The sequence below is a fragment of the Methylorubrum thiocyanatum genome, from assembly GCA_014138645.1.
Taxonomy (GTDB): domain Bacteria; phylum Pseudomonadota; class Alphaproteobacteria; order Rhizobiales; family Beijerinckiaceae; genus Methylobacterium; species Methylobacterium thiocyanatum.
In genome coordinates, this window is the sequence record JACJIB010000004.1 from 609,836 (window position 1) to 630,825 (window position 20,990).

Here is a 20,990-nt window from a genome sequence, read left to right on the forward strand (position 1 = left end):
GCCTATGTTGATGACGCTCGTCATCCGCCCATCCCCTCTCCCCGCACGCGGGGAGAGGGGGAATTCAGCTGGACCCAATAGAATCACTCGGTATCGGGACCCTCTAGGTTTCCGACGACCACGCCCACAGCGATCACAGGACGAACCGGTGAGCGAGAGAGACGGTAAGCCGGCGGCCGACATTCCGCCTCCACCCAGGAAGCGCGGCTTCGTGCTGGCCGGGCTGATCGCGGCGGGCCTGCTGGCTTACGGCGGCTACGGGCACTGGCAGCGGGCGGCCCGGGCCGAGGCGACGCGGACGAAGCAGATCGAGTTCGTGCCCAAGGTCCGCACCGAGGAGGCCAAGCGCCTCGACGGGCCGATCGAGCTGACCCTGCCGGGCCAGACCGAGCCCTTCGCCACCGCGCGGATCTATCCCCGCGCCACCGGCTATATCGCCGAGCGCCATGTCGATATCGGCGCGCGGGTGAAGAAGGGCGACGTGCTCCTGCGCATCGCCGCCCCCGACCTCGACCAGCAGCTTGCCCAGGCCGAGGCGCAACTCGGCCAGCTGGAGGCGCAGCTGCTGCGGGCGAAAGCCATGGTCGATCAGGCGCGGGCCAACGTGAACCTCGCCCAGGTCACGAATTCGCGCACCTCGACGCTGGCCGGCCAGGGCTGGGCCTCGAAGCAGAACGCCGACAACACCCAGGCCGGCGTGCTCTCGCAGCAGGCGACCCTCGCCTCCGCCGAGGCCGACGTGAAGGTGGCCCAGGCCAACATCAAGGCGCAGCAGGCCACCGTCGGCCGCCTCAAGGCGCTGACCGGCTTCGAGATCGTCACCGCGCCCTTCGACGGCGTGATCACCACCCGCAACGTCGATGTCGGCGACCTCGTCCAGGCCGATGCCGGCTCCGGCTCGCCGCTCCTGTCGATGGACCGGGACGACGTGCTGCGCATCTCGGTCAACGTGCCCCAGAACGCGGCGGTGGGCGTGCAGCCCGGCATCCAGGCCCGGATCAAGGTGCCGCAGATGCCCGACCGCCACTTCACCGGCGAGGTCGAGCGCAGCTCGGTGGCGCTGCTGGCCGCCTCGCGCACCCTGACGACCCAGGTCGACGTGCCCAACCCCGAGCGGACCCTGCGTCCGGGCCTGTTCGTCTACGTGACGCTGGCGATCCCGCGCACCGGCAGCGCCACGGTGGCGGTGCCGGCCGAAGCCCTGGTGTTCAACCAGTCCGGCACCCGCGTGGCGGTCGCCCGCGAGGACGACCGCGTGACCTGGACCGACGTCCACGTCGCCCGCGACAAGGGCACGATGGTGGAGGTGGACAAGGGCCTCTCGGGCGGCGAGCGCCTCGTGCTGAGCCCGCCCGCCGACCTGAAGGACGGCGGGCGCATCGCGCCGCAGGCGCCCAAGTCGGACAAGCCGATGCAGGCCGCGCAGCGGTAAGGCCTCTCGGACAGCGCCGATCCTATCCATGCCCTCGACCTGAGGCGGCGGGCGGGATCGGCGCCAGCTCGCCCGTTGGCCTTATCGACAGGTTGCGCGGACGGTCCCCCTCGGCTCACATCGCGTCCGGAAACGCGTCCCACGAGAAGGCTTCAGCCATGAGCGACCTCAAAACCCTTCGCAGCCTGTCCGGCCTGCCGCCGGAGCCCGCCGCTCTCAAAGGCTCGGCCCTGGTAATGATCGATCTGCAGAACACCTACCGCGAGGGCGTGATGCGCCTGGAGGGCGTCGAGCCGGCGATCCGCGAGGCGAAGGCTCTTCTGGAGCGGGCGCGCAACGCCGGCATCCCGGTCTTCCACGTGCGCCACGATGCCGGACCGGGCTCGCCCTACGACGTGACCGCGCCCATCGGCCAGATCAGCGAGGAGGTCGCCCCGCGGGACGGCGAGGCGGTGATCACCAAGGCCTATCCGAGTTCCTTCGTCGGCACGGACCTTCAGGCCCAGCTGGAGGCGGCGGGCGTCAAGGACGTGATCCTGGCCGGCTTCATGACGCATATGTGCGTGAACTCGACCGCGCGGGGTGCCTTCAACCTCGGCTTCCGCCCGACCGTGGTGGCCGCGGCCACCGCCACCCGCGCCCTGCCGGGGCCGGACGGCGCGACCGTCCCGGCCGCGGCGGTCCAGGCCGCGAGCCTCGCCGCACTGGGCGATTTGTTCGCGGTGGTCGCGCCGGATGCGGCGGCGATCCGGGAATAACACGGCCTCACGAAACTCCCGTTGTCGACCGTTCACGGGCTGGCGACGCGTGGGCGGCGGGCGTTTTGTGAGAGATGCGAAGCCGGTCCCGCCCGCCGACCGGCGCCGGGGCCGTCGGCGATGCCGCGCACTACAGGATCGCGTCGATGCCCTTGCGCTCGGCCAAGTTCAGGAGCTTGAGCGACGGCCCGCTCGGCTTCTTCTCGCCGCGCTCCCATTGGCTGACGAGCGAGGCGGTCACGTTGAGGGCCTTGGCGAAGACCGCCTGACTCATGCTGCTGGCCTCGCGGATCTGCCGGATCGCCTCTGGTTCCAAAGGCTCCACAGGCGTCAGGCAGGACAGGTCGAACCGGCGCATGGTTGCCTTGTCGATTGCACCCACGGCGTGGAGATCCGACGCGACCGCGTGGATCGATCCCAGCAGGTCACTGACGGGCGTCTTTCTCGAGGGGCTCATCGTCGATCTGCCTCCAGCCTCTCTCCGAAGCCAGCCGTGCAAGCTGTTCGTCGCTGAGGCGCGTCAGGTATCCGGCCAGGGCGCGCAGCGCCTCCGTCTCGGCCTCGGTCAGGTTCGCCTTCGCGTTCTTGGCGAAGATGTGCAGGAACACCGCCAGCTTTCCGCGCTCGTAGGCCACGATCGTGCGAAAGCCGCCGGAGCGCCCCTGCCCCCGTCTCGGGATACGCTGCTTGATGAGGGAGAGGCCGAGCTGGGCATCGATCAGGCCGCGATCCGCGCGCGCAACCGCTTCGCGCAAGCTTCCATCGGAAACACCCTCCTTCGAGGCCCGCTTCGCGAAATCCGGCGGAAGAAATGCTTTCATGGAAAGGCTCCATGAGGCCGAACATTTCAAACCCGCCGTGCCTCCCGAAACGGGAGACTTCAAGAGCATGCCGTCGGCGATTGCGCCGTCACCACCGCCAAGGCGATTGCGTCGAGCGCAGGCGCAATCTATCGCACAGAGTGTTATAGTTCAAGGATGGTCGATGCGGCGATCGGGGGAGGGATCAGGCCGCGCGGGCGCGGGGCTGCGCGGCCTGTTCCGTCGGCTGCGCGCCGCCGAACAGGCGCTGGTAGAGGGCGGCGGGGCTGTGGCTGCGGCCCTCCGAGTCGACGATTCGCACGTCGCTCAGGCCGGAGGTGATCAGCGAGAGGCCCTGCTCCAGGGCGCTCAGCAGCGAGCCGTGCTGCCAGGAATAGACGCGCGAGGCGGTGTCGGCGCTGACGGTGAAGCTCACGGAACGCATTCCCGATGTTGGATGCCGGCCGGCGACGGTGCGGCCGAGCTTGTCGAACAAGACCCGGGTGCGGGCCGTGTTCCGTAAAACTTGAGCTTTAATAGTGGCTCTTGGTTGACGAAGTCTTTGCGGAACCTGACCCTTTCGGTGGCGGAACCGCGGGCGCCCCATGGCGGTATGATGGCAGCGGCGCCATTCGCGCCCCGCAGGGCGGCCGCCCGGTCGCCTGCGTTGCCGGCCCGCGCCGGTCCCCTCACGATCGAGCGGGCGGCGCGTCTCGGGGGCCGCCGCCCGACAGCCACAGCGGAGTGATTCCATGGAATACCGGCAGTTCGGACGCTCGGGCCTCAAGGTGCCGGTGCTCAGCCTCGGCACCGCCACCTTCGGGGGCACCGACGCGTTCTTCCAGAACTGGGGCAGCACCGGCGTCGCCGAGGCGAGCCGCCTGATCGACCTCTGCCTCGATGCGGGCGTCAACTTCCTCGACACCGCCGACCTCTACTCGAGCGGCGATTCCGAAAAGATCCTCGGCGAGGCGATCAAGGGCCGCCGCGACCGGCTCCTGATCTCGACCAAGGCGACCTTCCGGGTGGGCGAGGACGTCAACGCGGTCGGCTCGTCGCGCCACCACCTGATCCGCGCCTGCGAGGACAGCCTGCGGCGGCTCCAGACCGACCATATCGACGTCTACTTCATGCACGGCTTCGACGCGCTCACCCCCGTCGAGGAGACCCTGCGGGCGCTCGACGACCTCACCCGGGCGGGCAAGATCGGCTATATCGGCGCCTCGAACTTTTCCGGCTGGCAGCTGATGAAGGCGCTGGCGACCTCGGAGCGGTACGGGCTCGCCCGCTACGTCGTCTACCAGGGCTACTACTCGCTGATCGGCCGCCACTACGAGTGGGAGCTGATGCCGCTCGGCCTCGACCAGGGCGTCGGCCTGATGGTGTGGAGCCCGCTCGGGTGGGGTCGGCTCACCGGCAAGATCCGGCGGGGGCAGGCGGCCTCGGGCGGGCGCCTCTCGACGGCGGGCGGTGCCGAGGGCGGGCCCACCGTCTCCGACGACTACCTCTACGACGTGGTGGACGCCCTCGACGCGGTCGCCGCCGAGACCGGCAAGACCGTGCCGCAGGTGGCGCTGAACTGGCTGCTCAGCCGCCCGACCGTCTGCAACATCGTCATCGGCGCCCGCAACGAGGAGCAGTTGAAGCAGAATCTCGGCGCGGTCGGCTGGTCGCTGAGCGCGGACCAGATCGCCCGCCTCGACGCCGCGAGCCGGGAAAACCCGATCTATCCCTACTGGCACCAGATCGGCTTCGACGAGCGCAACCCCAAGCCGACGGCGTGGTGAGGCGGTAACCCCCCTCTCCCCGCCTGCGGGGAGAGGCCCGTGGGCACCCCGTCGTGCCCACGGGGAGCGGAGGCGAAGCCGAAGCGGGGGTGAGGGGGCGGCTCGGAATAAGCCTCCGACGGCCACGCCCCCTCACCCTCAGCTGCCGCCTCGCTTCATGCCCCGACAAGGGGGCATGAAGCCCTCTCCCCGCAAGCGGGGAGAGGGGAGGATCGGCGACCGCAGTGATCAGCCGAGAAGGGGCGTCACATGCTGAATTCGGGCCCGTGCTTGTCGCCGTCGTCCGGCACGGGGCCGGCCTCGCCCGCCCAGGGCAGGCTCTGCCAGGGCGGCTGGCCGGCGCGAGCCTCGTATTCCTCCAGCGGCAGGGTGGCCTCGCCGCCCTCCGCGTCCCGGACCCGGACATGGGTCGGGCGCGGCTGCTTCGGCGGGCAGAGATGCAGGCCCTTGAACGAGGTCGCCATTCACAGCCCCTCCGGCTTCTCGCCCTGGGGCGAGCGGTGTTCGTGGGCGGGCCGCGTCCGCAGATAGCCCTTGAAGCGCAGATACTCGGCGACGATCTCGCAGATCGCCCGGTCCCGCGGCAGGCGCTCGACGGCACAATGCTCGTCCAGGGCCGCCACCACCTCCGGCGGGAAGGTGAGGATGCCGGCAAGCTTGGGTTGGGATGGGGTCTCGCTGTCGCTCACGCTCGTCTGCCCTTTCGCGTCATACGCCCGATCCGGCCGGCGGCAGGCCCTGTTCGGGGGTCGGAGCCACGCCGAGCCCATCCGCGTCGCCGGGCCCGGTCGCGCCCATGCGGCGCAGCAGCGCCTCGTAGGTCTGCACCGCCGGGGAGTGCGACTGAACCTCGCGGGTGTCCGCCAGCAGCCGCCGGACATCCTCCACGAACAGCGTCCGCGCCTGCCCGCCCCCGGGGCTCGCCTCGAACAGCCGGGTCAGCGCCAGTTCGAACACGCTCACGAGAAGGCCGAGCCGTTCGGTCTCGTCCGCCATGGGTCTCTCCGCTCCGGCGGCCTCCGGGGGCGCCGGGGGAGGAACGCCGCGAAGGCGCGCCGCGGTTCCCCGGTGCCGAGGGCTCGCGACTTCGTGTAAGCCCGGCCCGGAACCCCTGCCGCGCTCTTCGGGCTGTCGGTTGGCCCCCATGTCGCTGAGCTGCCGGTGCCCCCTCCCACGATCCTGTCCCTGGTCCGGCTCGGCCCGGCCGCCCATGCCGATTTGGCAGAAGAGTGCTCGGCAGACGATCGCCCGGCGCACGACGACGCGGCCGGCGCCGGCTCGTCCGGAGACGCGGTGCGGGAGACCGGGCCTCCGGCCCGTCGCGCGGGTGCCGCCGACGATGCCCATGGCAGTTTCCCTGTCGAGGGTCTGGCGCGGCTGCGCCGGGACGGGCTGCTCGCGGCGCCCCTGCCCGCTTCGCTCGGCGGCCGCGGCCTGTGCGAGCCGGATCGCGCCGACGCGCTGCGCGCCCTGCTGACGGCGGTCGGCCGCGAAAGTCTCGCCCTCGGGCGGCTCTACGAGGGGCATGTCAACGCGCTCGCCCTGGTGCTGCGCTACGCGGCCCCCGATGCCGCCGGCCGGCTCGCCCGCGATGCGGCGGAGGGCCACCTGTTCGGCGTGTGGAACACCGAGCCGTCGGAGGGCGGCCTCGTCCTCGACCCATCGGATCGGCTCCACGGCGTGAAGAGCTACGCCTCGGGCGCGGGCTCCGTCACCCGCCCGCTGGTGACGGCGCGGATCGAGGACGGGCGGCGCCTGATGCTGGTGATGCGGCTCGAACCCGGCACCCGGGCCGACCTGTCGGCGTGGCGGGCCCACGGCATGCGGGCTTCGGCCACCGGCACCGTCGACTTCTCCGGGCTCGCCGCCGCGGACGGGACGGTGATCGGCGCGCCGGACGATTACGGGCAGCAGCCCTTCTTCTTCGCGGGCGCATGGCGCTTCCTCGCGGTCCAGCTCGGCGGCATCGAGGCGGTGGTCGAGGCGCACCGCGCCCATCTCGCCGCGACCGGGCGGGCTGACGACCCGCACCAGCAGGCTCGGTTCGGGCGCGCCATGGTGGCGGTGGAGACGAGCCGCCTCCTCGTCGCGCGGGCGGCGCGTCTCGCTGCGGCGGAGGAGGCGGCGGCGGAGCGGATCATCGCCTACGTCAACCTCGCCCGTGCCGCGGTCGAGCAGGCGGGGCTCGACGTGATCGCCCTGGCCCAGCGCTCGGTCGGCCTTGCGGGCTTTCTCGAAGCGCATCCCCTGGAGCGGCTGATGCGCGACCTCGCCACCTATCTGCGCCAGCCCGCGCCGGATGCCGCCCTGACCGGCATGGCCGCCCATGTGCTGGCGGCCGGCGCGCCGCTCCACGCCCTCTGGCCCGAGCCCGCCCGGCCCGGCCCGGCGCGCCCCGCGGAGGTCGCCGGATGAGCGGGCGGCGGACGCAGACCCTGCCGGAGCGCTACTTCGCGGAGATCTACGCCTCCGATCCCGATCCCTGGCGCTTCACCACCAGCGCCTACGAGGCGGAGAAATACGCCGCCACGCTCCAGTCGCTGCCGCGGGCGCGCTACGCGCACGCCCTGGAGGTCGGCTGCTCGATCGGCGTGTTCACCCGCGCGCTCAGCCCCCGCTGCGGCGCGCTCACCGCCCTCGACATCGCAGAGGCGGCGCTGGCGGCGGCCCGTGCCCGCTGCGCCGACCGGTCCGGGATCCGGTTCGTCCGCGGCGCGGTGCCGGGGGACTGGCCGGAGGGCCGGTTCGACCTCATCGTCTTCGGCGAGGTGCTGTACTTCCTCAGCCCGCCGGACCTCGCCCGCCTCGTCGCGCGGGTCGAGGCGAGCCTCGTGCCCGGCGGTGACTGCGTCCTCGTGCACTGGCTCGGCGAGACGGACTATCCCCTGTCCGGCGATGCGGCGGCGGAGGGCTTCATCGCCGCCGCCCCGTTCGCCCACCGGCTGCACGGCGCGCGCACCGACGCCTACCGCCTCGACGTGCTGCGGCGGGCGGGCCCGCGGTGACGGCGCGTGCGCGCACAGTCCGCCACCCGCTCTGGGTGCGCCTGACCCACTGGGTGAATGCCGGCGCGTTCCTGGCGCTCCTCGTCAGCGGGTTCGCGATCCTGCTGGCGCTGCCGCGGCTGTTCTGGGGCGAGACCGGCTCCAACAGCGCCCCGGCCTGGCTCGTCCTGCCGCTGCCGGTGAACCTCGAACAGACCGGCTGGGGCCGCAACCTCCACTTCCTCGCCGCCTGGATCTTCGTGATCAACGGCGCGCTCTACGGGCTCGCCGCCCTGGCGAGCGGCCATCTCCTGCGCCGCCTGACCCCCGACCGCGACCAGCTCCACCCCCGCCACATCGCGGCCGACCTGCGCGCCCACCTGCGGCTCACGGGCTCGGGCGCGGCCGGAGCGTCCCGCTACAACGTCCTGCAGAAGCTCGCCTATCTCGCCGTGCTGCTCGTGCTGGCGCCGGTGATGCTGCTCTCGGGCCTCACCATGTCGCCCGGCGTCACGGCGGCCTATCCGGAGCTGTTCACCCTGTTCGGCGGGCGGCAATCGGCGCGCACGGTGCATTTCCTGTCGGCCGCCCTGCTCGTCGCCTTCCTCCTCGTCCATGTCTGGCAGGTGCTCGCCAACGGGCCGCGCGCCCTGATGCGCGGCATGATCACCGGGCGCCCGGTCGCCCCGCGGGAGGAGACCCGATGAGCGCGTTCACCCGCCGCCGGCTGCTCCTCGGCTCGTCCGCGTTCGGGCTCGGCGGTGTTCTGGGGGGCTGCGAACTGATCGAGCAGGGCCCGCGCCGGCCGGGCCTCTACGGCTTGAGCGACACCCTGACCCTTGCCACGCAACGCTTCCTCCTGCGCGACCAGCCGCTGGTGCGGGAATTCGGGCCGGAGGCGATCTCGGCGGTGTTTCCCACCATCAACACCACCGATCCGGACGATCCCGCCTATCGCCGCTCGAAGGCGTCGGGCTTCGCCGACTGGCGCCTGCCGGTGCGCGGCCTCGTCGAGCGGCCCGCCGCCTTCTCGCTCGCCGAGCTGAAGGCGATGCCGGCCCGCACGCAGGTGACGCTGCACGCCTGCGAGCAGGGCTGGTCGGCGATCGGCGGCTGGACCGGGGTGCCGCTCTCGCACGTGCTGGCGAGCGTGGGGCTCAAACCGGAGGCGCGCTTCATCGTGATCCGCACCGTGGACGGCTGGTGGGACAGCTACGACCTGTTCGATGCCCTGCACCCGCAGACGATCCTCGCCTACGGCATGAACGGCGGCGATCTGCCGGTGGCCCACGGCGCCCCGGTGCGCCTGCGGGTGGAGCGCCAGCTCGGCTACAAGTCGCTCAAGTACCTCGCCAGCATCGAGGCGACGGACCGGGTCGACGGCCTCGGCCAGGGCCGGGGCAGCATGGTCTCCGAACTCGGCTTCTCGTGGTACGCGGGGATCTGAGCCGCTTCCCGTGTCATTCGGGAGAGTGCCGCTGGGTTCCCCCTCTCCCCGCACGCGGGGCGAGGGGATGCGCTCGGCCGGATCGGGCAAACCGGAAGCAGGCTCACCCGATCACCGGCGTGCAGACCGCCCGCCCCCCCGGCAGCGGCAGCACCGCGACCTCGACCCCGTAGAGCAGCCGCAGGGTCTCCGGCGTCACCGTCTCCGCGGGCGGCCCCAAGCCCGCGAGGCGCCCGCCATGCAGCAGCGCCACCCGGTCGGCGCAGAGGAAGGCGTGGCCGGGATCGTGGGTGGAGAGCACCACGGCGATGCCGGCCTCCGAGAGGCGCCGCACCTGGGTCAGCACGCGCGCCTGGTTGCCGAAATCGAGGCTCGCCGTCGGCTCGTCCATCACCAGGAGCCGCGGCTCGCCCGCCAAGGCGCGGGCGATCAGGGCGAGCTGGCGCTCGCCGCCGCTGATCTCGGTGTAGATGCGGTCCGCCAGATGGCCGATGCCCAGCGTCGCCAAGGCCCGCTCGGCCGCCGCCCGGTCGGCCGGGCCGGGGCTGGCGAAGGCGGACAGCCGGCTGGCGCGGCCCATCAGGACGACGTCGCGCACGCTGAAGGGGAAGAAGGCGGCGTGCGCCTGCGGCACGTAGGCGATTCTTTTTGCGATCTCGCGGCGCGGCCGCTCCGAGAGGTCGCGGCCGTCCAACAGCACTCGCCCGGCGAGCGGGCGCAGCAGGCCGAGCAGGGTCTTGAACAGGGTGGTCTTGCCGCCGCCGTTCGGCCCGAGCAGGCACAGCGCCTCGCCCTCCCCCACGGTCAGGCTGACCCCGGAGCCCACCGCGCGGGCGCCGTAGCCGAAGGCGAGGTCGCGGGCCTCCAGGATCACGCCCAGCCTCTCTTGCCCGCGGCCAGCAGCCAGAGGAAGAACGGCGCCCCGACGAGCGCGGTGAGGATGCCGAGCGGCACCTCGATCGCGGCGACCGTGCGGGCGAGGAGATCGACCGCGGTGAGGTAGCCCGCGCCGAGCAGCATCGAGGCCGGCAGCAGGCGGCGGAAATCCGGCCCGACGAGGAGCCGGGCGACGTGGGGCACGATCAGCCCGATCCAGCCGATCACCCCCGTCACCGAGACCGCGGCGGCGGTCACCAGGGTCGCGCCCGCCACCAGAACCGGGCGGAGCCGGCGCGTCTCGAGCCCGAGCGCCCGGGCCTCCTCGTCGCCGAGGCTCATCAGGTTCACGCGCCAGCGCAGCAGCACCAGCGGCGCCAGCCCGAGGCCCAGCGCCGGCAGGATCGCGGCGATGTCGCCCGTGGTGACCGAGGCGAGGCTGCCGAGCAGCCAGAAGGTGATGGCGGGGAGTTGGTTGTAGGGATCGGCGAGCACCTTCAGCAGCGAGATGCCGGCCCCCAGCAGCGCGCCGACGGCGACGCCCGCGAGCACCAGGGTCAGCACCGGATCGTGCCGCCGCACCGCGAGGCCGACGGCGTAGACCGCGCCGACCGCGGCGAGCCCGCCGGCGAAGGCGAGCCCCTGGATCGCCGCCACCGGCAGGGCGAGCACGATGCCGAGCACCGCCCCGAGGCTCGCCCCCGCCGAGACGCCCAAAATGTCCGGCGAGACGAGGGGATTGCGGAACAGCCCCTGATAGGTCGCTCCTGCCGCCGCGAGCCCGGCGCCGACCACCAGCGCCCCGAACACCCGCGGCAGGCGCACGGACCACACCACGGTCTGCGCGGCCGGGTCGAGGGTCGAGGTCTGGTTGAGGAGCTTGGCGACGAGCACCGCGACGACGTCGGCGGGCGGCACGGGGTAGCGGCCGATGCCCAGCGAGACCAGCACGAGGAGGAGCAGCGCCGCCGGCCCCAGCACCGCCAGGGACAGGCTGCGCCGCCGCGCGGGGGCGACGGAGGCGGGGCTTGCGGCCTCGCTCACCGGGTCGGCCCCGGCCCGGCGGCGTCGCGCAGCAGCTGGTCGAGCTGCTCGGGCGTGAGTTCGACCCGGTAGAAGCGGCGGTAGAAGTCGCGCACGGCGTCGCCCAGCGTCTGCGGGAACTGCTCGGGGAAAAACAGGCCGGCGAGCCAGCGCAGGCCAATCAGGCGGTTGACCCCCGGCGGCGCATCGACCCAGCCGAAGGGCAGGGTCGGGATGGCGTGGACGCGGCCCGCCCGCACCGCCGTGAGCCCGTTCCAGAGCGGGTCGGCGGCGGCGAGCTTGGGGAAGTCGGGGTCGAGGGCGATGATCACGTCCGGGTTCCAGACCAGCACCTGCTCCGGCGAGACCGCGGCGAGCCCGCCCGCCCCGGCGCCCGCCACGTTGCGCCCGCCCGCCGCCTCGATGATCTCGGTGTTGATCGAGCCGGCAAGCCCCGTCTCCAACCCGCGGGGGCCGCGCCCGTAATAGACCCGCGGGCGCTTCTCCTCGGGGACCGCCTCCACCGCCGCGGCCACATTCCGCAGGATGGTCTCGGCTTCCGCGGCGAGCGCCTCGCCCTCCTCCGCCGCGCCGATCAGCGCACCGAGGCTGCGGTAGGTCTCGGGCGTCGCCTTGAACCGCCCGTCGAGCAGCAGGTAGGGGATGCCGGTCTGGGCCTGCACCCGGTCGGCGAGCGAGGCGTAGGTCGCCGCCGTGCTGCCGACATCGACGATGAGGTCGGGCTTCAAGGCCAGCACCGCCTCGACATTGGCGCTGCCGCCGCGGCCCGTCAGCCGCCCGGAGGCCGGCAGGTCGCGCAGCGCCGGGTTCAGGAAGGCCCGCTCCTCCGGGCTCGGGGCGCGGGGCCATGCGATCATCTTGTCCGGCGCCAGGGTGGCGAGCAGCACCGCGGCGGGCGGGCCGGCGGCGAGCACGCGCGTCACCCGCTCCGGCACCTCGACCCGGCGCCCGGCGGCGTCGGTGAAGGGCCGTGCCGCGGCGAGGCCGGAGGCGCACAGGCAGGCGAGCGCGAGAAGGCAGCGGAGCAGCGGCATCGGCGAAGGGCGTCCCCCGTGATCGAGGATGACCTATAGCGCGTCCGCACCCGAACCGCTCCGGCCCTCTCGGGTTGGCCCATCACATTGACCAAGCACCGAGACCCCGATCCGTATCCCGATCGATAATCTGCGAGTTCACCCCGACCGATGCCCGATCCGGCCGCCAGCCATCGCCACGTCGACCTCCGCGGTCTGCGCCTGCACCTCGCCGAGGCGGGCCCGGCGGACGGGCCGCCGACGATCCTGCTGCACGGCTTTCCCGAATCGAGCTACGGCTGGCGGCGCCAGATCGGGCCGCTGGCGGAAAGCGGCCTGCGCCTTCTCGTCCCCGACCAGCGCGGCTACGGCCTGAGCGACCGGCCGAAGGGCATCGCCGCCTACCATCTCGACCGGCTCGCGGGCGACGTGATCGCGCTCGCCGACGCCTGCGGCGCGACGCGGTTCAACCTCGTCGGGCACGATTGGGGCGGGCTCGTCGCGTTCTGGGTCGCGAGCTTCCATCCCGAGCGCGTCGAGCGGCTCGCGGTGCTGAACGCCTGCCATCCGGGCGTGTTCGGCCGCTATCTCCGGCGGCATCCGGGCCAGGCGCTGCGCAGCGCCTATGCCGGCTTCTTCCAAATCCCCGGGCTGCCCGAGCGGCTGCTGACGGCGCGCCGGGCCCATCTCCTGCGGGAGCTGATGCGGCGCTCGAGCCGTCCGGACACGTTCAGCGCGGCCGATCTCGACACCTATGCCCGGGACTGGCTGCGCCCCGGCGCGGTCACGGCGATGCTGAACTGGTACCGGGCGCTCGCCCAGTTGCCCCGCGCACGCCATCCGCCGCGGATCACGGCGCCGACCCTGATTCTGTGGGGCGAGCGCGACCAGGCGCTCCAATCGGGGCTCGCCGAGGCGAGCCTGGACCTCTGCGAGCGCGGCCGCCTGCAGCGGTTTCCGCAGGCGACCCACTGGGTGCAGCACGACGCGCCGGAGGCGGTCAACGCCGCGCTGATCGGTTTCTTGCGGTCGTCCTGAACGAAAGAAGGCCGGGGCTTTCGCCCCGGCCCCCGCCGAAGGGAAGATCCCTTCGGTCGTCCCTTCGGCAATCGAATTAGCGGCCGCCCATGCCGGCGCCGCCCTCGGCACCGCCGCGCGAGCCGGATTCCATGCCGCCGCGCTGCGCGCCGCCACGGTTGCCGCCGCGCTCGCCGCCGCTCATGCTGCCACCCTGCTCGGAGGCGTTGCGGACGCCGCCGCGCTCGCCGCCCTCGCCGCGCATGCCGACGTTGCGCATCCCCTCGCCGCCGCGGCCCTGCTCCATCGAGCGGCCGCCGCGCTCACCGCCCCGCTCGGTGTTGCGGGCCTGCTCGGAGCCGCGCATCTCGTTGCGCTCGCTGCCGCGGGTCTCGCTGCTGCGAACGTCGGTGCGGGTCGCCGATCCGCGGATCTCGCTGCGCTCGCGGAAGCCCGCGTTGACGGTGCCGCCGCGCCGCTCGGTGGTCGAGACGGTGGTGGAGAGGCGGCGGTACTCGGGCGAGCCGTAGAGGACGCGCTGGCCGCGGATCGTGACGTAGCGGCGGGTCTCGCCGACGCTGACGAGGCGGCGATATTCCGGCGAGCCGTAGATCACCCGCTGGCCGCGGATGGTGACGTAGCGGCGCGGACCGGTGCTGCGGCGCTCGGTGACGATCAGGCGGCGATATTCGGGCGAGCCGTACACGACGCGCTGGCCGCCGATGAAGACGTAGCGGCCCTCGCGGCGATAGCCGCCGTCGACGGTGGTGGAGCGCACGTCCGTGCGGCTGCTGACATGGGTGCGGTCGTGCGTGCGGTCATGGATGCGGTCGGTGCGCTCGGCGCGCGCGCCGCTGCGGACCGTGTCGCTCCGGTCGCCGCGCTCGGCGGTGTCGCGGCCGGCCCGGCCGTCCACGCCCCGCTCGGCACCGCGCTCGCCGCGGGCCATGTCGCCGCGAGTGGCGTCGCCGCGGTTCGGATCACCCCGGTCGGCGCTGCGCTCGCCCCCCATGGTGCTCCCGCCCCCGCGGGCCTCGCCGCCGCGTGTGCCCGTGTCGCCGCGGGCCGCCATGCCGCCGCGCTCGCCGCCCGACATCGCACCTTGTCCGGCACCTTGTCCGCCGGACTGCTCGCTGCCGGCCCGCATGCCGCCGCGCTCCGACCCGCCGGTCGCCGCGCCCTGAGCGTAGACCGACGTGCTCACCAGCAGCGCGGCGAGACCCATCGCAATCGTCTTCATAGCGTCACCTCCAAATTCTCAAGTCGCCTCAAAACGTCACAAGTGTCGAAAGGGTTCTGCGGGAAAATTCGAAATGAGAAAAAGTCCGATGCCAGGAATCGGGGTTGCTCTTTGTGAATAAGCTTGGCCGTATCGAGTCATGAACGTTGCGGTTGTTCTGTTATTCATCCTCGATTACGGCGCGAATGCTGTCCTATGCCGGGGATGGTCAATCCTCGCCTGCCCCGCGCCGCTCCGGTGCTGGGGCGTCCGGTCTCCTCGGAGGACTGCGCGGCGCTCGAGCGAGGACTCGATCCGCCCTCCCGGAGGGATCGAACGGATCGGGGATGAGACGATCTCCACAGCCGCTTGCGACGGCGGCCTCGACGGCTTCGTCGGCGCCGTGCCACCCTCACCCGGTGAGGACAGCCAAGCATCAGCTCGCCGCCCTGCTCGCCGGCGCGCATCACGTCCCGGAGCGTGCGCGCGTGGCGGCGTTCCTTGAGGATACGGCGACGCAGCTCATCGACAACCCGTTCCCCTCCGCCCGCGCCGCGGCCGCGCGCAGTATCTGGGCCGGCCGCGGCTTCGACCTCCGGGCGATGGGGGCGGAGATCGCCGGCCTCGCGGACCTGCTGGGCGCGCTCGCCGCTTTGCCCGCCTCCGAGCCGCTGATCGAGGAGGTCGCGCGATCCGGCCCGCACACGGCCTCCGTCTTCCTCTCGGCCGACCGCGGCCGCGTCGTCGGCGTCGCCCTCTACGGCAAGCCCGGCACTGCGCTCCCGGGCTTCACGCCCCCCCGCACCCGCCGCCGCACCCGCAGCCCGGCGGCGTCGGCGCAGCTCGACCTGTTCGCCGACTTGCGCTGAGGCGGGCCGATCCCCGAATCCTGTCCCCGAAACCTGCCCAGCTCGCGCGGAACGGGACCGGCGACGGCGTCGTTTCCCTCGCCACGACCTGGGAGGAGCAGCATGCGGATTTTTGCGACGGCGGCGATGCTGGCGGTCATGACGGGCCTCGGCGCCGGGGCCGCCGAGGCCAAGGGATGCATCAAGGGCGCTATCATCGGCGGCGTGGCCGGGCATTATCTGGCCGAGCGCGGCGTGGTCGGCGCGGTGGCCGGCTGTCTGGCCGGGCGCGCCCTGGCGAACCGGCGGGCGCGGCGGGACGTCGATTACGGCTCCCGCGTCCAGCCCCGCGGGGCGGGCTATGGCGGCGGGCCAGCCTATCCGCGCCGGGACTATCAGTACTGATGCAAAGGGGCGCCCGACGGCGCCCCTTTTTGTTCCGGTTGCGGCGCGGCGCGAACCGTGTGCGGACTTCGGATGTCCGACGGCCCTTCAAAACACGGCGGGTGAGACGGTCCGAAACGGTTGTGTCGTTGACGGATTCGCGATGCGGCCGGTGGATCGGCTGCAACGAGGACCGGGCCGGACGGTGCCGATCCGGCCTCGACTCCTGACGGGTCTGCACGCCTCTCGGCTGCCCGGCTTGAGCGGCGTGCTTCGCTTCAGGCTGCCTTGCTGAACGGCTTCAGCTCCGTATCGAGTTTGGCGATCGCCCGTTCCAGTGCGCCGAAGCAGTCCGCGTCGAAGGCCGTATCGACCTCCCGCCGCATGATCTCGACGGCCTGCTCAACGGGCATGGCCTTGCGGTAGGGACGATCGGCGGTCAGCGCGTCGAACACGTCGGCGACCGAGACGATGCGGGTCTCGAGGGCGATCTCATCGCCCCTCAGCCCGCGCGGATAGCCCTTGCCGTCCAGCCGTTCGTGGTGGCCGCCGCCGATGCGGGCCATTTCGTGGAAGGCGGCGACGCGTGTGAGGATGGTCTCGGACAGGGACGCGTGGTTGCGCATGTCTCGCCACTCCGCATCATCCAGCTTGCCGTTCTTGTCGAGGATCGCGTTCGAGACCCCGAGCTTGCCGACGTCGTGCAGCAGCGCCGCGCGCTTGAGCCAGCGACGGCGTTCCGGCGTATAGCCGAGTTCGGCCGCGATCATGTCGGCGTAGACCGCAACGCGTTCCGAATGGCCGGAGGTGAACGGACTCTTGGCGTCGATGATCTGCGCGAAGGCGCGGGCGACGTCGTCGAGGTAGTCTTCGTCCACGAGGATCGGGCTGCGGGGGGCCAGAGCGAAAACCGCCGCCTCGACGTCGTCGGAGGCCAGGGTCTCCCAGAAACCGGGCTCGTCCGAGGCCCGCTCGAAGCAGGCGACGACCTGCGGATCGAACCATGTGCCCGAGCGTGCCCGCACCTCAGCGATCGCTGCCGCAGGTCCGGCCGCCGTATGGAAGACGTCGACCACCTGGGCGAGCAGCGCGACGCGTGCGTAGAGCGGGATCGCCGGGCCGGCGAGTCGGTCCGGCCGGCCGCCGCCATTCCAATGCTCGTCGAGTGCATGGATCGCATCGCAGACGCTCCCGGGGAAGCGGAGCTGCCGAGCGATCTCGGCGCCGCGTTGACAGCGGGTCTGGATCAGCTCGTCGACGATCGCGCCCCCATTCTGCAGGATGTTGAGCACCGCCCGGAAGCGCTCGGCCAGCCCTGCCTTGAGACCCGTATGAGAGAAGACGAAGCCGAGCACCTTCGGAAGGCTATCGCTTACAGTCTTGAAATCACGCTTGAAGCTGAGATCGTCCGAGAGATAGAGTTCGCAGATGCGTGCCGCATTGCTGGAGCAGCCGAGATCCTTCAGCATGACGGTGTGGTAGAGTTCCCAGAGCTGCAGCTCCGGCAGGCCCATGTGCCGGCCGACGTGGAAACCGATCCAGGTCGCGCGCACGCAATGGCCCACGGGCTGCCCTTCCGTCAGGTCGAGGGCATGGCTCAGGGCGCCGAGGATCTCCGAGAGGCGAACCGTCTGAGGTTCCGCCGCGCCTTCCAACATGACCCGCATCCTGCCCGCCGCATCCTGACTTCGTCGGGCGGGAGCATTGCCGGTTGAGCCTGATCAAAGTGTTGCGCGGCAACAGCCGTTCAACCGCATGGTGAACGGACACTGAGCCTGGCGCATCTCGCAGGGCCTGCGGGTGCTTGCACGCGCCGGCCCGCGCCTCCACGTGCGATCCAAAGGGAAGGGGCGCTCCCGCGGAGCGCCCCTTCCCGTCGCGACCGGACCCGCCTCAGGCGCTCTTGCGACCGCCCTTGCCCTTCGCGGCATCGGCTTCCGCCGACTCGGAGCCCTCGGCGTTGATGCGCTCGGCGAGCTGCGTCAGCAGCTGATCGGTCTTCTTCTCCTCCTGGAGGGTCTCGTCGAGGAGCTTGGCGGCGTCGGCGTAGCCGAGCTGGGTTGCCCAGGTCTTGAGCGTGCCGTAGCGGGCGATCTCGTAATGCTCGATCGCCTGGGCGCAAGCCGCCAGCACCGCGTCGGCGGCCGGGCTGTCCTCGAAATCCTCCAGATCCTCCTCCATTTCGGAGGTCAGCCCCTGCATCGCCTCGCAGGTCTTGCCGCGGGCCGGCTTGCCGATGATGTCGAACACCTGCTGCAGGCGCTCCACCTGGGTCGCGCTCTCCTCGGCATGGGTCTCGAAGGCTTGGCGCAGCTCCTCGTGCTCGGCGGACTTCGCCGACTTCTTCAGCGCGCGCACAGACTGTCGTTCGGCGTAATACACGTCCTTCAGCGTCTCGTAGAACGCATCCTGCAAGGTCTTCTGCTTGGTGGCCATGGTGAAGTGTCTCCCGATGCTTGAACGCGTGGGGCTGCGGGAGTGATCTCACCGGCAGCCGGCATCGTAAGAACGTGATCTCGGGCGACAGGGTCCGAAAATTAACCTGGGAAAGGCCGGAAAAATCTTGGAACTCCGGCCTGCCGTGAGGGGATGTCCGGGATTCGGGCGGGCGGGACGCCGGCCGTCGGCGCGCGCTACAGCCACTTCTTCCAGCGGAAGAACACGTAAGGCAGCACGGCCGCCACCACCATCATGCCGACCGCGGCCGGATAGCCGAAATGCCAGTCGAGTTCCGGCATGGTCTTGAAGTTCATGCCGTAGATCGAGGCGATCAGGGTGGGGGGCATGAACACCACCGCCATGACCGAGAACAGCTTGATGATGTTGTTCTGCTCGAGGTTGACGAGGCCGAGCGTCGCGTCGAGCAGGAACTGGATCTTGGCCGAGATGAAGGTCGCGTGCTCCTCCAGCGATTGCAGGTCGCGCAGGGTCGAGCGCACGTCCTCGCGCAGCTCGCGGGGCGCCTTGGCCGTGCGGTAGGTCGCCGAGAGCGAGAGCAGGATGCGCTCCATCGAGACCAGGCTCTCGCGCTGCTTCGAGATCAGGTCGCCGTGCCGTCCGAGCGAGCGCAGCGTGTCCTGCAGCGCGGTGTTGCGCGAGGACGGGTCGCCCTTCTCCTCGAAGATCTTTCGCGAGAGGCGGTCGATCCGCTCGCCCTGGAGCTGGAGCACGTCCGCCGCGCGGTCGATCACCGCCTCGATCAGCCCGGCCAGGATCGACTCGCCCGAGACCGAGCGGGACGGGCCGTTGCCCGTCGCCCGGCCGGCGCGCTGGGTGTACATCCGGAAGGCCTGCGGCTCCTCGTAGCGCACGGTGATGAGCCGGTTGTCGCGCAGGATGAAGGTGATGCCGGCCAAGCCCGGCTCCTCGGAATCGTGGACGCGGGAGAGCACGCGCCCCGTCATGTAGCGGGCGCCGGCCTCGACATAGAGCAGCTCCGAGGGCTCGATGTCCTTCATCTCCTCGCGGGTCGGCACGGTGATGCCGAGGAAGGATTCGACCTTCACCTCCTCCTCCCGCGTCGGACGCACGAGGTCGAGCCAGACCGTGTCCTCGGGGATCGGCTCCTGCAATTCGAGGTAGCGGCGCTCCAGCACCGTCTGGGAGCCGCCCGCGACGGGCTTGTGGGTGAAGATCAACGGATGTGACCTGTCGGATGGCGATTCAGTCGAGCGCCCCGGGCGGGGCGAGGCTTGTCTCCGGCACGAAGAAGTCCGGCGCAAGCGGGACGCCCGCTGTGACGCGGTATTTTGAAAACTCCGTGACGCCTTCCTCGGAGAGGAACGTGTCGTCGATCAGGAAGCGCCCGGTGAAGGCCTTGGCGTCCTTCAGGAACACGGCGTGGGCGGCATCCGCCATGATCTCGGGCCGGCGGCTCGCCTGCATCAGGGCGTCGCCGCCGAGCAGGTTCTGGACGGCGGCCGTGGCGATGGTGGTGCGCGGCCACAGGGCGTTGACCGCGATCCCCCTGCTTCGGAGTTCGCCGGCAAGCCCCAGGACGCAGAGCGACATGCCGAACTTCGCCATGGTGTAGGCCAGATGCGGCGCGAACCACTTCTCCGCCATGTCGAGGGGCGGCGAGAGCATCAGGATGTGCGGGTTCTCGGCCCGCTCCAGATGGGGAATCGCGTATTTGCTGGTCATGTAGGTGCCGCGCGCGTTGATCTGATGCATCAGGTCGAAGCGCTTCATCTCGGTCTTGGGCGTGTTCGACAGCGAGATCGCGCTCGCATTGTTGACCACGATGTCGATCCCGCCGAATTCCTTCGCGGTGCGGTCGAGGGCGTCCTTCACGGCGTCTTCGTCGCGGACATCCACGGTGAGCGGCAGCGCCCGGCCGCCGGCCCGCTCGATCTGTTCGGCGGCGGTGAAGATGGTGCCTTCGAGCTTCGGGTGCGGTTCGGCGGTCTTGGCGGCGATGGCGACGTTGGCGCCGTCGCGGGCGGCGCGCAGGCCGATGGCGAGCCCGATGCCGCGCGAGGCGCCGGTGATGAACAGCGTCTTACCCTTCAGGCTCTTGCCCTTGAGACTCATGGCATCTCCTCTCCGATCCGGAAGCGCTCCGGCTGGCGTCCGTCGGCGTCGGTGAACCCGTAGGCGCGGGCGAGGTCCCCGACATGCAGCGTCGCCCCGGCCCGGTCCAGCACGGACGGGTCGGCGGCCAATGCCGCGAGCGCGCGGCCGGCATAGAGCGGGCTCTCGGTGGCGAGCGCCTCCTGATCCAGGTCGCGCACCCGCTCGGTGGCGACGAAGCCCGGCGAGAGCCCCAGCGCGCAGACCCCGTGCGGCGCCAGTTCGGCGGCGCAGGCGAAGGCGAGGCGGTTCGTCGCCGCCTTGGCGAGGTCGTAATAGAAGTCCCCGAGAAACCCGTCCTCGGTGCCGAAGGAGACGAAGGCGATCAGCCCCTGCCGGGCCGCCACCATGGCCGGCGCCACGGCCCGCGCCAGCAGCAGGGCCGGATACGGCCCGGTGCCGAGGAACTGCGCGAACGGCTCGGCCGAGCGGCGCCAGAACGGCGTGCCCCAGGCGGCGCCGTCGGGGTAGCGCGCGCCGTCATAGCCCTCGTTGCCGCCCCAGACCGAGGAGGCCGCGACGTCGATCCGCCCGAACCGGCGCAGGCACCAGTGCACGAGTTCGTCCACCGCCCGCTCGCTGGTGTGGTCGCACAGGTAATGGTGCCCCTCGCCGCCCGCTGCGTCGACGGCGCGGGCGGTGTCCTCGATCGTCTCGGGCCGGGTCTCGGTGCGCCGCCCGGTCTCGGAGGAGCGGGCGGTGACGATCACCGTGGCGCCGGCCTCCCCCAGCCCCCGGGCGAGCCCGCGCCCGACCCCGCGCGAGGCCCCGGCCACGAGGCAGACCTTTCCCCGCAACGACGGCACCAT

Annotated in this window: 25 protein-coding genes; 10 read left to right on the plus strand and 15 right to left on the minus strand. The window is 71.6% G+C overall.

Annotation, left to right across the window (positions count from 1 at the left end; translation table 11 throughout):
* The first annotated feature begins 148 nt into the window (after positions 1-148).
* Positions 149-1,432, plus strand: coding sequence for an efflux RND transporter periplasmic adaptor subunit (locus HNR51_RS14060; protein ID WP_182555303.1), 1,284 nt, complete (start codon positions 149-151; stop codon positions 1,430-1,432).
* Between the two features lie 158 nt (positions 1,433-1,590).
* A complete protein-coding gene (locus tag HNR51_RS14065) occupies positions 1,591-2,190 on the plus strand; it encodes a cysteine hydrolase family protein (RefSeq protein WP_182555304.1) in 600 nt (199 codons plus the stop codon).
* A gap of 130 nt (positions 2,191-2,320) precedes the next feature.
* Here HNR51_RS14065 and HNR51_RS14070 read toward each other — a convergent pair whose 3' ends face one another.
* The 3 genes from HNR51_RS14070 to HNR51_RS14080 all read right to left on the minus strand — a co-directional run bounded on the left by HNR51_RS14070 (position 2,321) and on the right by HNR51_RS14080 (position 3,426).
* The gene (locus HNR51_RS14070; RefSeq protein ID WP_012456025.1) at positions 2,321-2,647 is read right to left on the minus strand and encodes a helix-turn-helix domain-containing protein; all 327 of its coding nucleotides are present in this window, start codon (positions 2,645-2,647) and stop codon (positions 2,321-2,323) included.
* Positions 2,616-3,080, minus strand: a complete 465-nt coding sequence (locus tag HNR51_RS14075; RefSeq protein ID WP_306424268.1) for a type II toxin-antitoxin system RelE/ParE family toxin — start codon at positions 3,078-3,080, stop codon at positions 2,616-2,618. The genes HNR51_RS14070 and HNR51_RS14075 overlap by 32 nt, the downstream gene beginning before the upstream one ends.
* Positions 3,081-3,195: 115 nt before the next feature.
* The gene (locus tag HNR51_RS14080; RefSeq protein WP_182555306.1) at positions 3,196-3,426 is read right to left on the minus strand and encodes a hypothetical protein; all 231 of its coding nucleotides are present in this window, start codon (positions 3,424-3,426) and stop codon (positions 3,196-3,198) included.
* A gap of 316 nt (positions 3,427-3,742) precedes the next feature.
* Here HNR51_RS14080 and HNR51_RS14085 point away from each other — a divergent pair, with 316 nt between their 5' ends.
* Positions 3,743-4,777 carry an aldo/keto reductase gene (locus HNR51_RS14085; RefSeq protein ID WP_182555307.1) on the plus strand — a complete coding sequence of 345 codons (1,035 nt, stop codon included), beginning with the start codon at positions 3,743-3,745 and terminating at the stop codon, positions 4,775-4,777.
* Between the two features lie 245 nt (positions 4,778-5,022).
* On the opposite strand, the gene HNR51_RS14090 is transcribed toward HNR51_RS14085, so the two are convergent.
* From HNR51_RS14090 to HNR51_RS14100, 3 genes are read right to left on the minus strand one after another with little or no spacing between them, the layout of a single operon-like run.
* The gene (locus tag HNR51_RS14090; protein ID WP_141953173.1) at positions 5,023-5,241 is read right to left on the minus strand and encodes a hypothetical protein; all 219 of its coding nucleotides are present in this window, start codon (positions 5,239-5,241) and stop codon (positions 5,023-5,025) included.
* Entirely contained in the window at positions 5,242-5,466 is a 225-nt protein-coding gene (locus HNR51_RS14095) for a hypothetical protein (RefSeq protein ID WP_182555308.1), read from the minus strand.
* Positions 5,467-5,485: 19 nt separating this feature from the next.
* On the minus strand, positions 5,486-5,773 hold the full coding sequence (locus tag HNR51_RS14100; RefSeq protein WP_182555309.1) for a hypothetical protein: 288 nt from the start codon (positions 5,771-5,773) through the stop codon (positions 5,486-5,488).
* Between the two features lie 297 nt (positions 5,774-6,070).
* Here HNR51_RS14100 and HNR51_RS14105 point away from each other — a divergent pair, with 297 nt between their 5' ends.
* The 4 genes from HNR51_RS14105 to HNR51_RS14120 are packed head-to-tail and all read left to right on the plus strand — an operon-like array spanning position 6,071 to position 9,208.
* Positions 6,071-7,192, plus strand: a complete 1,122-nt coding sequence (locus tag HNR51_RS14105; RefSeq protein ID WP_239681600.1) for an acyl-CoA dehydrogenase family protein — start codon at positions 6,071-6,073, stop codon at positions 7,190-7,192.
* Positions 7,189-7,782: an SAM-dependent methyltransferase gene (locus HNR51_RS14110; RefSeq protein ID WP_182555311.1), complete on the plus strand. Its 594-nt coding sequence runs from the start codon at positions 7,189-7,191 to the stop codon at positions 7,780-7,782. The genes HNR51_RS14105 and HNR51_RS14110 overlap by 4 nt, the downstream gene beginning before the upstream one ends.
* A complete protein-coding gene (locus HNR51_RS14115) occupies positions 7,779-8,468 on the plus strand; it encodes a cytochrome b/b6 domain-containing protein (RefSeq protein ID WP_182555312.1) in 690 nt (229 codons plus the stop codon). Before HNR51_RS14110 ends, HNR51_RS14115 begins: the two co-directional genes overlap by 4 nt.
* On the plus strand, positions 8,465-9,208 hold the full coding sequence (locus HNR51_RS14120; protein WP_012456015.1) for a molybdopterin-dependent oxidoreductase: 744 nt from the start codon (positions 8,465-8,467) through the stop codon (positions 9,206-9,208). Before HNR51_RS14115 ends, HNR51_RS14120 begins: the two co-directional genes overlap by 4 nt.
* Positions 9,209-9,311: 103 nt before the next feature.
* Here HNR51_RS14120 and HNR51_RS14125 read toward each other — a convergent pair whose 3' ends face one another.
* From HNR51_RS14125 to HNR51_RS14135, 3 genes are read right to left on the minus strand one after another with little or no spacing between them, the layout of a single operon-like run.
* Entirely contained in the window at positions 9,312-10,082 is a 771-nt protein-coding gene (locus HNR51_RS14125; RefSeq protein WP_012456014.1) for an ABC transporter ATP-binding protein, read from the minus strand.
* Positions 10,079-11,128: a FecCD family ABC transporter permease gene (locus tag HNR51_RS14130; RefSeq protein ID WP_182555313.1), complete on the minus strand. Its 1,050-nt coding sequence runs from the start codon at positions 11,126-11,128 to the stop codon at positions 10,079-10,081. The genes HNR51_RS14125 and HNR51_RS14130 overlap by 4 nt, the downstream gene beginning before the upstream one ends.
* Positions 11,125-12,162: an ABC transporter substrate-binding protein gene (locus HNR51_RS14135; RefSeq protein ID WP_182555314.1), complete on the minus strand. Its 1,038-nt coding sequence runs from the start codon at positions 12,160-12,162 to the stop codon at positions 11,125-11,127. Before HNR51_RS14135 ends, HNR51_RS14130 begins: the two co-directional genes overlap by 4 nt.
* Before the next feature lie 150 nt (positions 12,163-12,312).
* Between HNR51_RS14135 and HNR51_RS14140 the strand changes: the two genes are divergently transcribed.
* Positions 12,313-13,179: an alpha/beta fold hydrolase gene (locus tag HNR51_RS14140; protein ID WP_182555315.1), complete on the plus strand. Its 867-nt coding sequence runs from the start codon at positions 12,313-12,315 to the stop codon at positions 13,177-13,179.
* A gap of 76 nt (positions 13,180-13,255) precedes the next feature.
* On the opposite strand, the gene HNR51_RS14145 is transcribed toward HNR51_RS14140, so the two are convergent.
* Positions 13,256-14,398, minus strand: a complete 1,143-nt coding sequence (locus HNR51_RS14145; RefSeq protein WP_182555316.1) for a hypothetical protein — start codon at positions 14,396-14,398, stop codon at positions 13,256-13,258.
* 467 nt (positions 14,399-14,865) lie between these two features.
* Between HNR51_RS14145 and HNR51_RS14150 the strand changes: the two genes are divergently transcribed.
* Both HNR51_RS14150 and HNR51_RS14155 read left to right on the plus strand, forming a co-directional pair.
* Positions 14,866-15,246, plus strand: a complete 381-nt coding sequence (locus HNR51_RS14150; RefSeq protein WP_239681596.1) for a hypothetical protein — start codon at positions 14,866-14,868, stop codon at positions 15,244-15,246.
* A gap of 102 nt (positions 15,247-15,348) precedes the next feature.
* Positions 15,349-15,630, plus strand: a complete 282-nt coding sequence (locus HNR51_RS14155; protein WP_182555318.1) for a hypothetical protein — start codon at positions 15,349-15,351, stop codon at positions 15,628-15,630.
* Between the two features lie 257 nt (positions 15,631-15,887).
* Here the strand turns inward: HNR51_RS14155 and HNR51_RS14160 are convergent, their stop codons facing one another.
* From HNR51_RS14160 to HNR51_RS14180, 5 genes are all read right to left on the minus strand, one after another.
* Positions 15,888-17,267: an HD-GYP domain-containing protein gene (locus HNR51_RS14160; RefSeq protein ID WP_182555371.1), complete on the minus strand. Its 1,380-nt coding sequence runs from the start codon at positions 17,265-17,267 to the stop codon at positions 15,888-15,890.
* 235 nt (positions 17,268-17,502) lie between these two features.
* Complete coding sequence (locus tag HNR51_RS14165) at positions 17,503-18,045, minus strand: YciE/YciF ferroxidase family protein (RefSeq protein WP_182555319.1); 543 nt, start codon at positions 18,043-18,045, stop codon at positions 17,503-17,505.
* A 197-nt stretch (positions 18,046-18,242) separates the two neighbouring features.
* The gene (locus HNR51_RS14170; RefSeq protein ID WP_012456005.1) at positions 18,243-19,247 is read right to left on the minus strand and encodes a magnesium transporter CorA family protein; all 1,005 of its coding nucleotides are present in this window, start codon (positions 19,245-19,247) and stop codon (positions 18,243-18,245) included.
* Between the two features lie 25 nt (positions 19,248-19,272).
* On the minus strand, positions 19,273-20,142 hold the full coding sequence (locus tag HNR51_RS14175) for an SDR family oxidoreductase (RefSeq protein WP_182555320.1): 870 nt from the start codon (positions 20,140-20,142) through the stop codon (positions 19,273-19,275).
* Complete coding sequence (locus tag HNR51_RS14180; RefSeq protein ID WP_182555321.1) at positions 20,139-20,990, minus strand: SDR family NAD(P)-dependent oxidoreductase; 852 nt, start codon at positions 20,988-20,990, stop codon at positions 20,139-20,141. Before HNR51_RS14180 ends, HNR51_RS14175 begins: the two co-directional genes overlap by 4 nt.

What these genes read in the sequence shown, in the direction of transcription:
- HNR51_RS14100 (WP_182555309.1), bottom strand. Translation starts at nt 5,773, where the DNA reads ATGGCGGACGAGACCGAACGGCTCGGCCTTCTCGTGAGCGTGTTCGAA.
- HNR51_RS14065 (WP_182555304.1), top strand. Translation starts at nt 1,591, where the DNA reads ATGAGCGACCTCAAAACCCTTCGCAGCCTGTCCGGCCTGCCGCCGGAG.
- HNR51_RS14070 (WP_012456025.1), bottom strand. Translation starts at nt 2,647, where the DNA reads ATGAGCCCCTCGAGAAAGACGCCCGTCAGTGACCTGCTGGGATCGATC.
- HNR51_RS14175 (WP_182555320.1), bottom strand. Translation starts at nt 20,142, where the DNA reads ATGAGTCTCAAGGGCAAGAGCCTGAAGGGTAAGACGCTGTTCATCACC.
- HNR51_RS14110 (WP_182555311.1), top strand. Translation starts at nt 7,189, where the DNA reads ATGAGCGGGCGGCGGACGCAGACCCTGCCGGAGCGCTACTTCGCGGAG.
- HNR51_RS14180 (WP_182555321.1), bottom strand. Translation starts at nt 20,990, where the DNA reads ATGGTGCCGTCGTTGCGGGGAAAGGTCTGCCTCGTGGCCGGGGCCTCG.
- HNR51_RS14135 (WP_182555314.1), bottom strand. Translation starts at nt 12,162, where the DNA reads ATGCCGCTGCTCCGCTGCCTTCTCGCGCTCGCCTGCCTGTGCGCCTCC.
- HNR51_RS14075 (WP_306424268.1), bottom strand. Translation starts at nt 3,080, where the DNA reads ATGCTCTTGAAGTCTCCCGTTTCGGGAGGCACGGCGGGTTTGAAATGT.
- HNR51_RS14120 (WP_012456015.1), top strand. Translation starts at nt 8,465, where the DNA reads ATGAGCGCGTTCACCCGCCGCCGGCTGCTCCTCGGCTCGTCCGCGTTC.
- HNR51_RS14160 (WP_182555371.1), bottom strand. Translation starts at nt 17,267, where the DNA reads ATGTTGGAAGGCGCGGCGGAACCTCAGACGGTTCGCCTCTCGGAGATC.
- HNR51_RS14140 (WP_182555315.1), top strand. Translation starts at nt 12,313, where the DNA reads ATGCCCGATCCGGCCGCCAGCCATCGCCACGTCGACCTCCGCGGTCTG.
- HNR51_RS14155 (WP_182555318.1), top strand. Translation starts at nt 15,349, where the DNA reads ATGCGGATTTTTGCGACGGCGGCGATGCTGGCGGTCATGACGGGCCTC.
- HNR51_RS14090 (WP_141953173.1), bottom strand. Translation starts at nt 5,241, where the DNA reads ATGGCGACCTCGTTCAAGGGCCTGCATCTCTGCCCGCCGAAGCAGCCG.
- HNR51_RS14165 (WP_182555319.1), bottom strand. Translation starts at nt 18,045, where the DNA reads ATGGCCACCAAGCAGAAGACCTTGCAGGATGCGTTCTACGAGACGCTG.
- HNR51_RS14145 (WP_182555316.1), bottom strand. Translation starts at nt 14,398, where the DNA reads ATGAAGACGATTGCGATGGGTCTCGCCGCGCTGCTGGTGAGCACGTCG.
- HNR51_RS14085 (WP_182555307.1), top strand. Translation starts at nt 3,743, where the DNA reads ATGGAATACCGGCAGTTCGGACGCTCGGGCCTCAAGGTGCCGGTGCTC.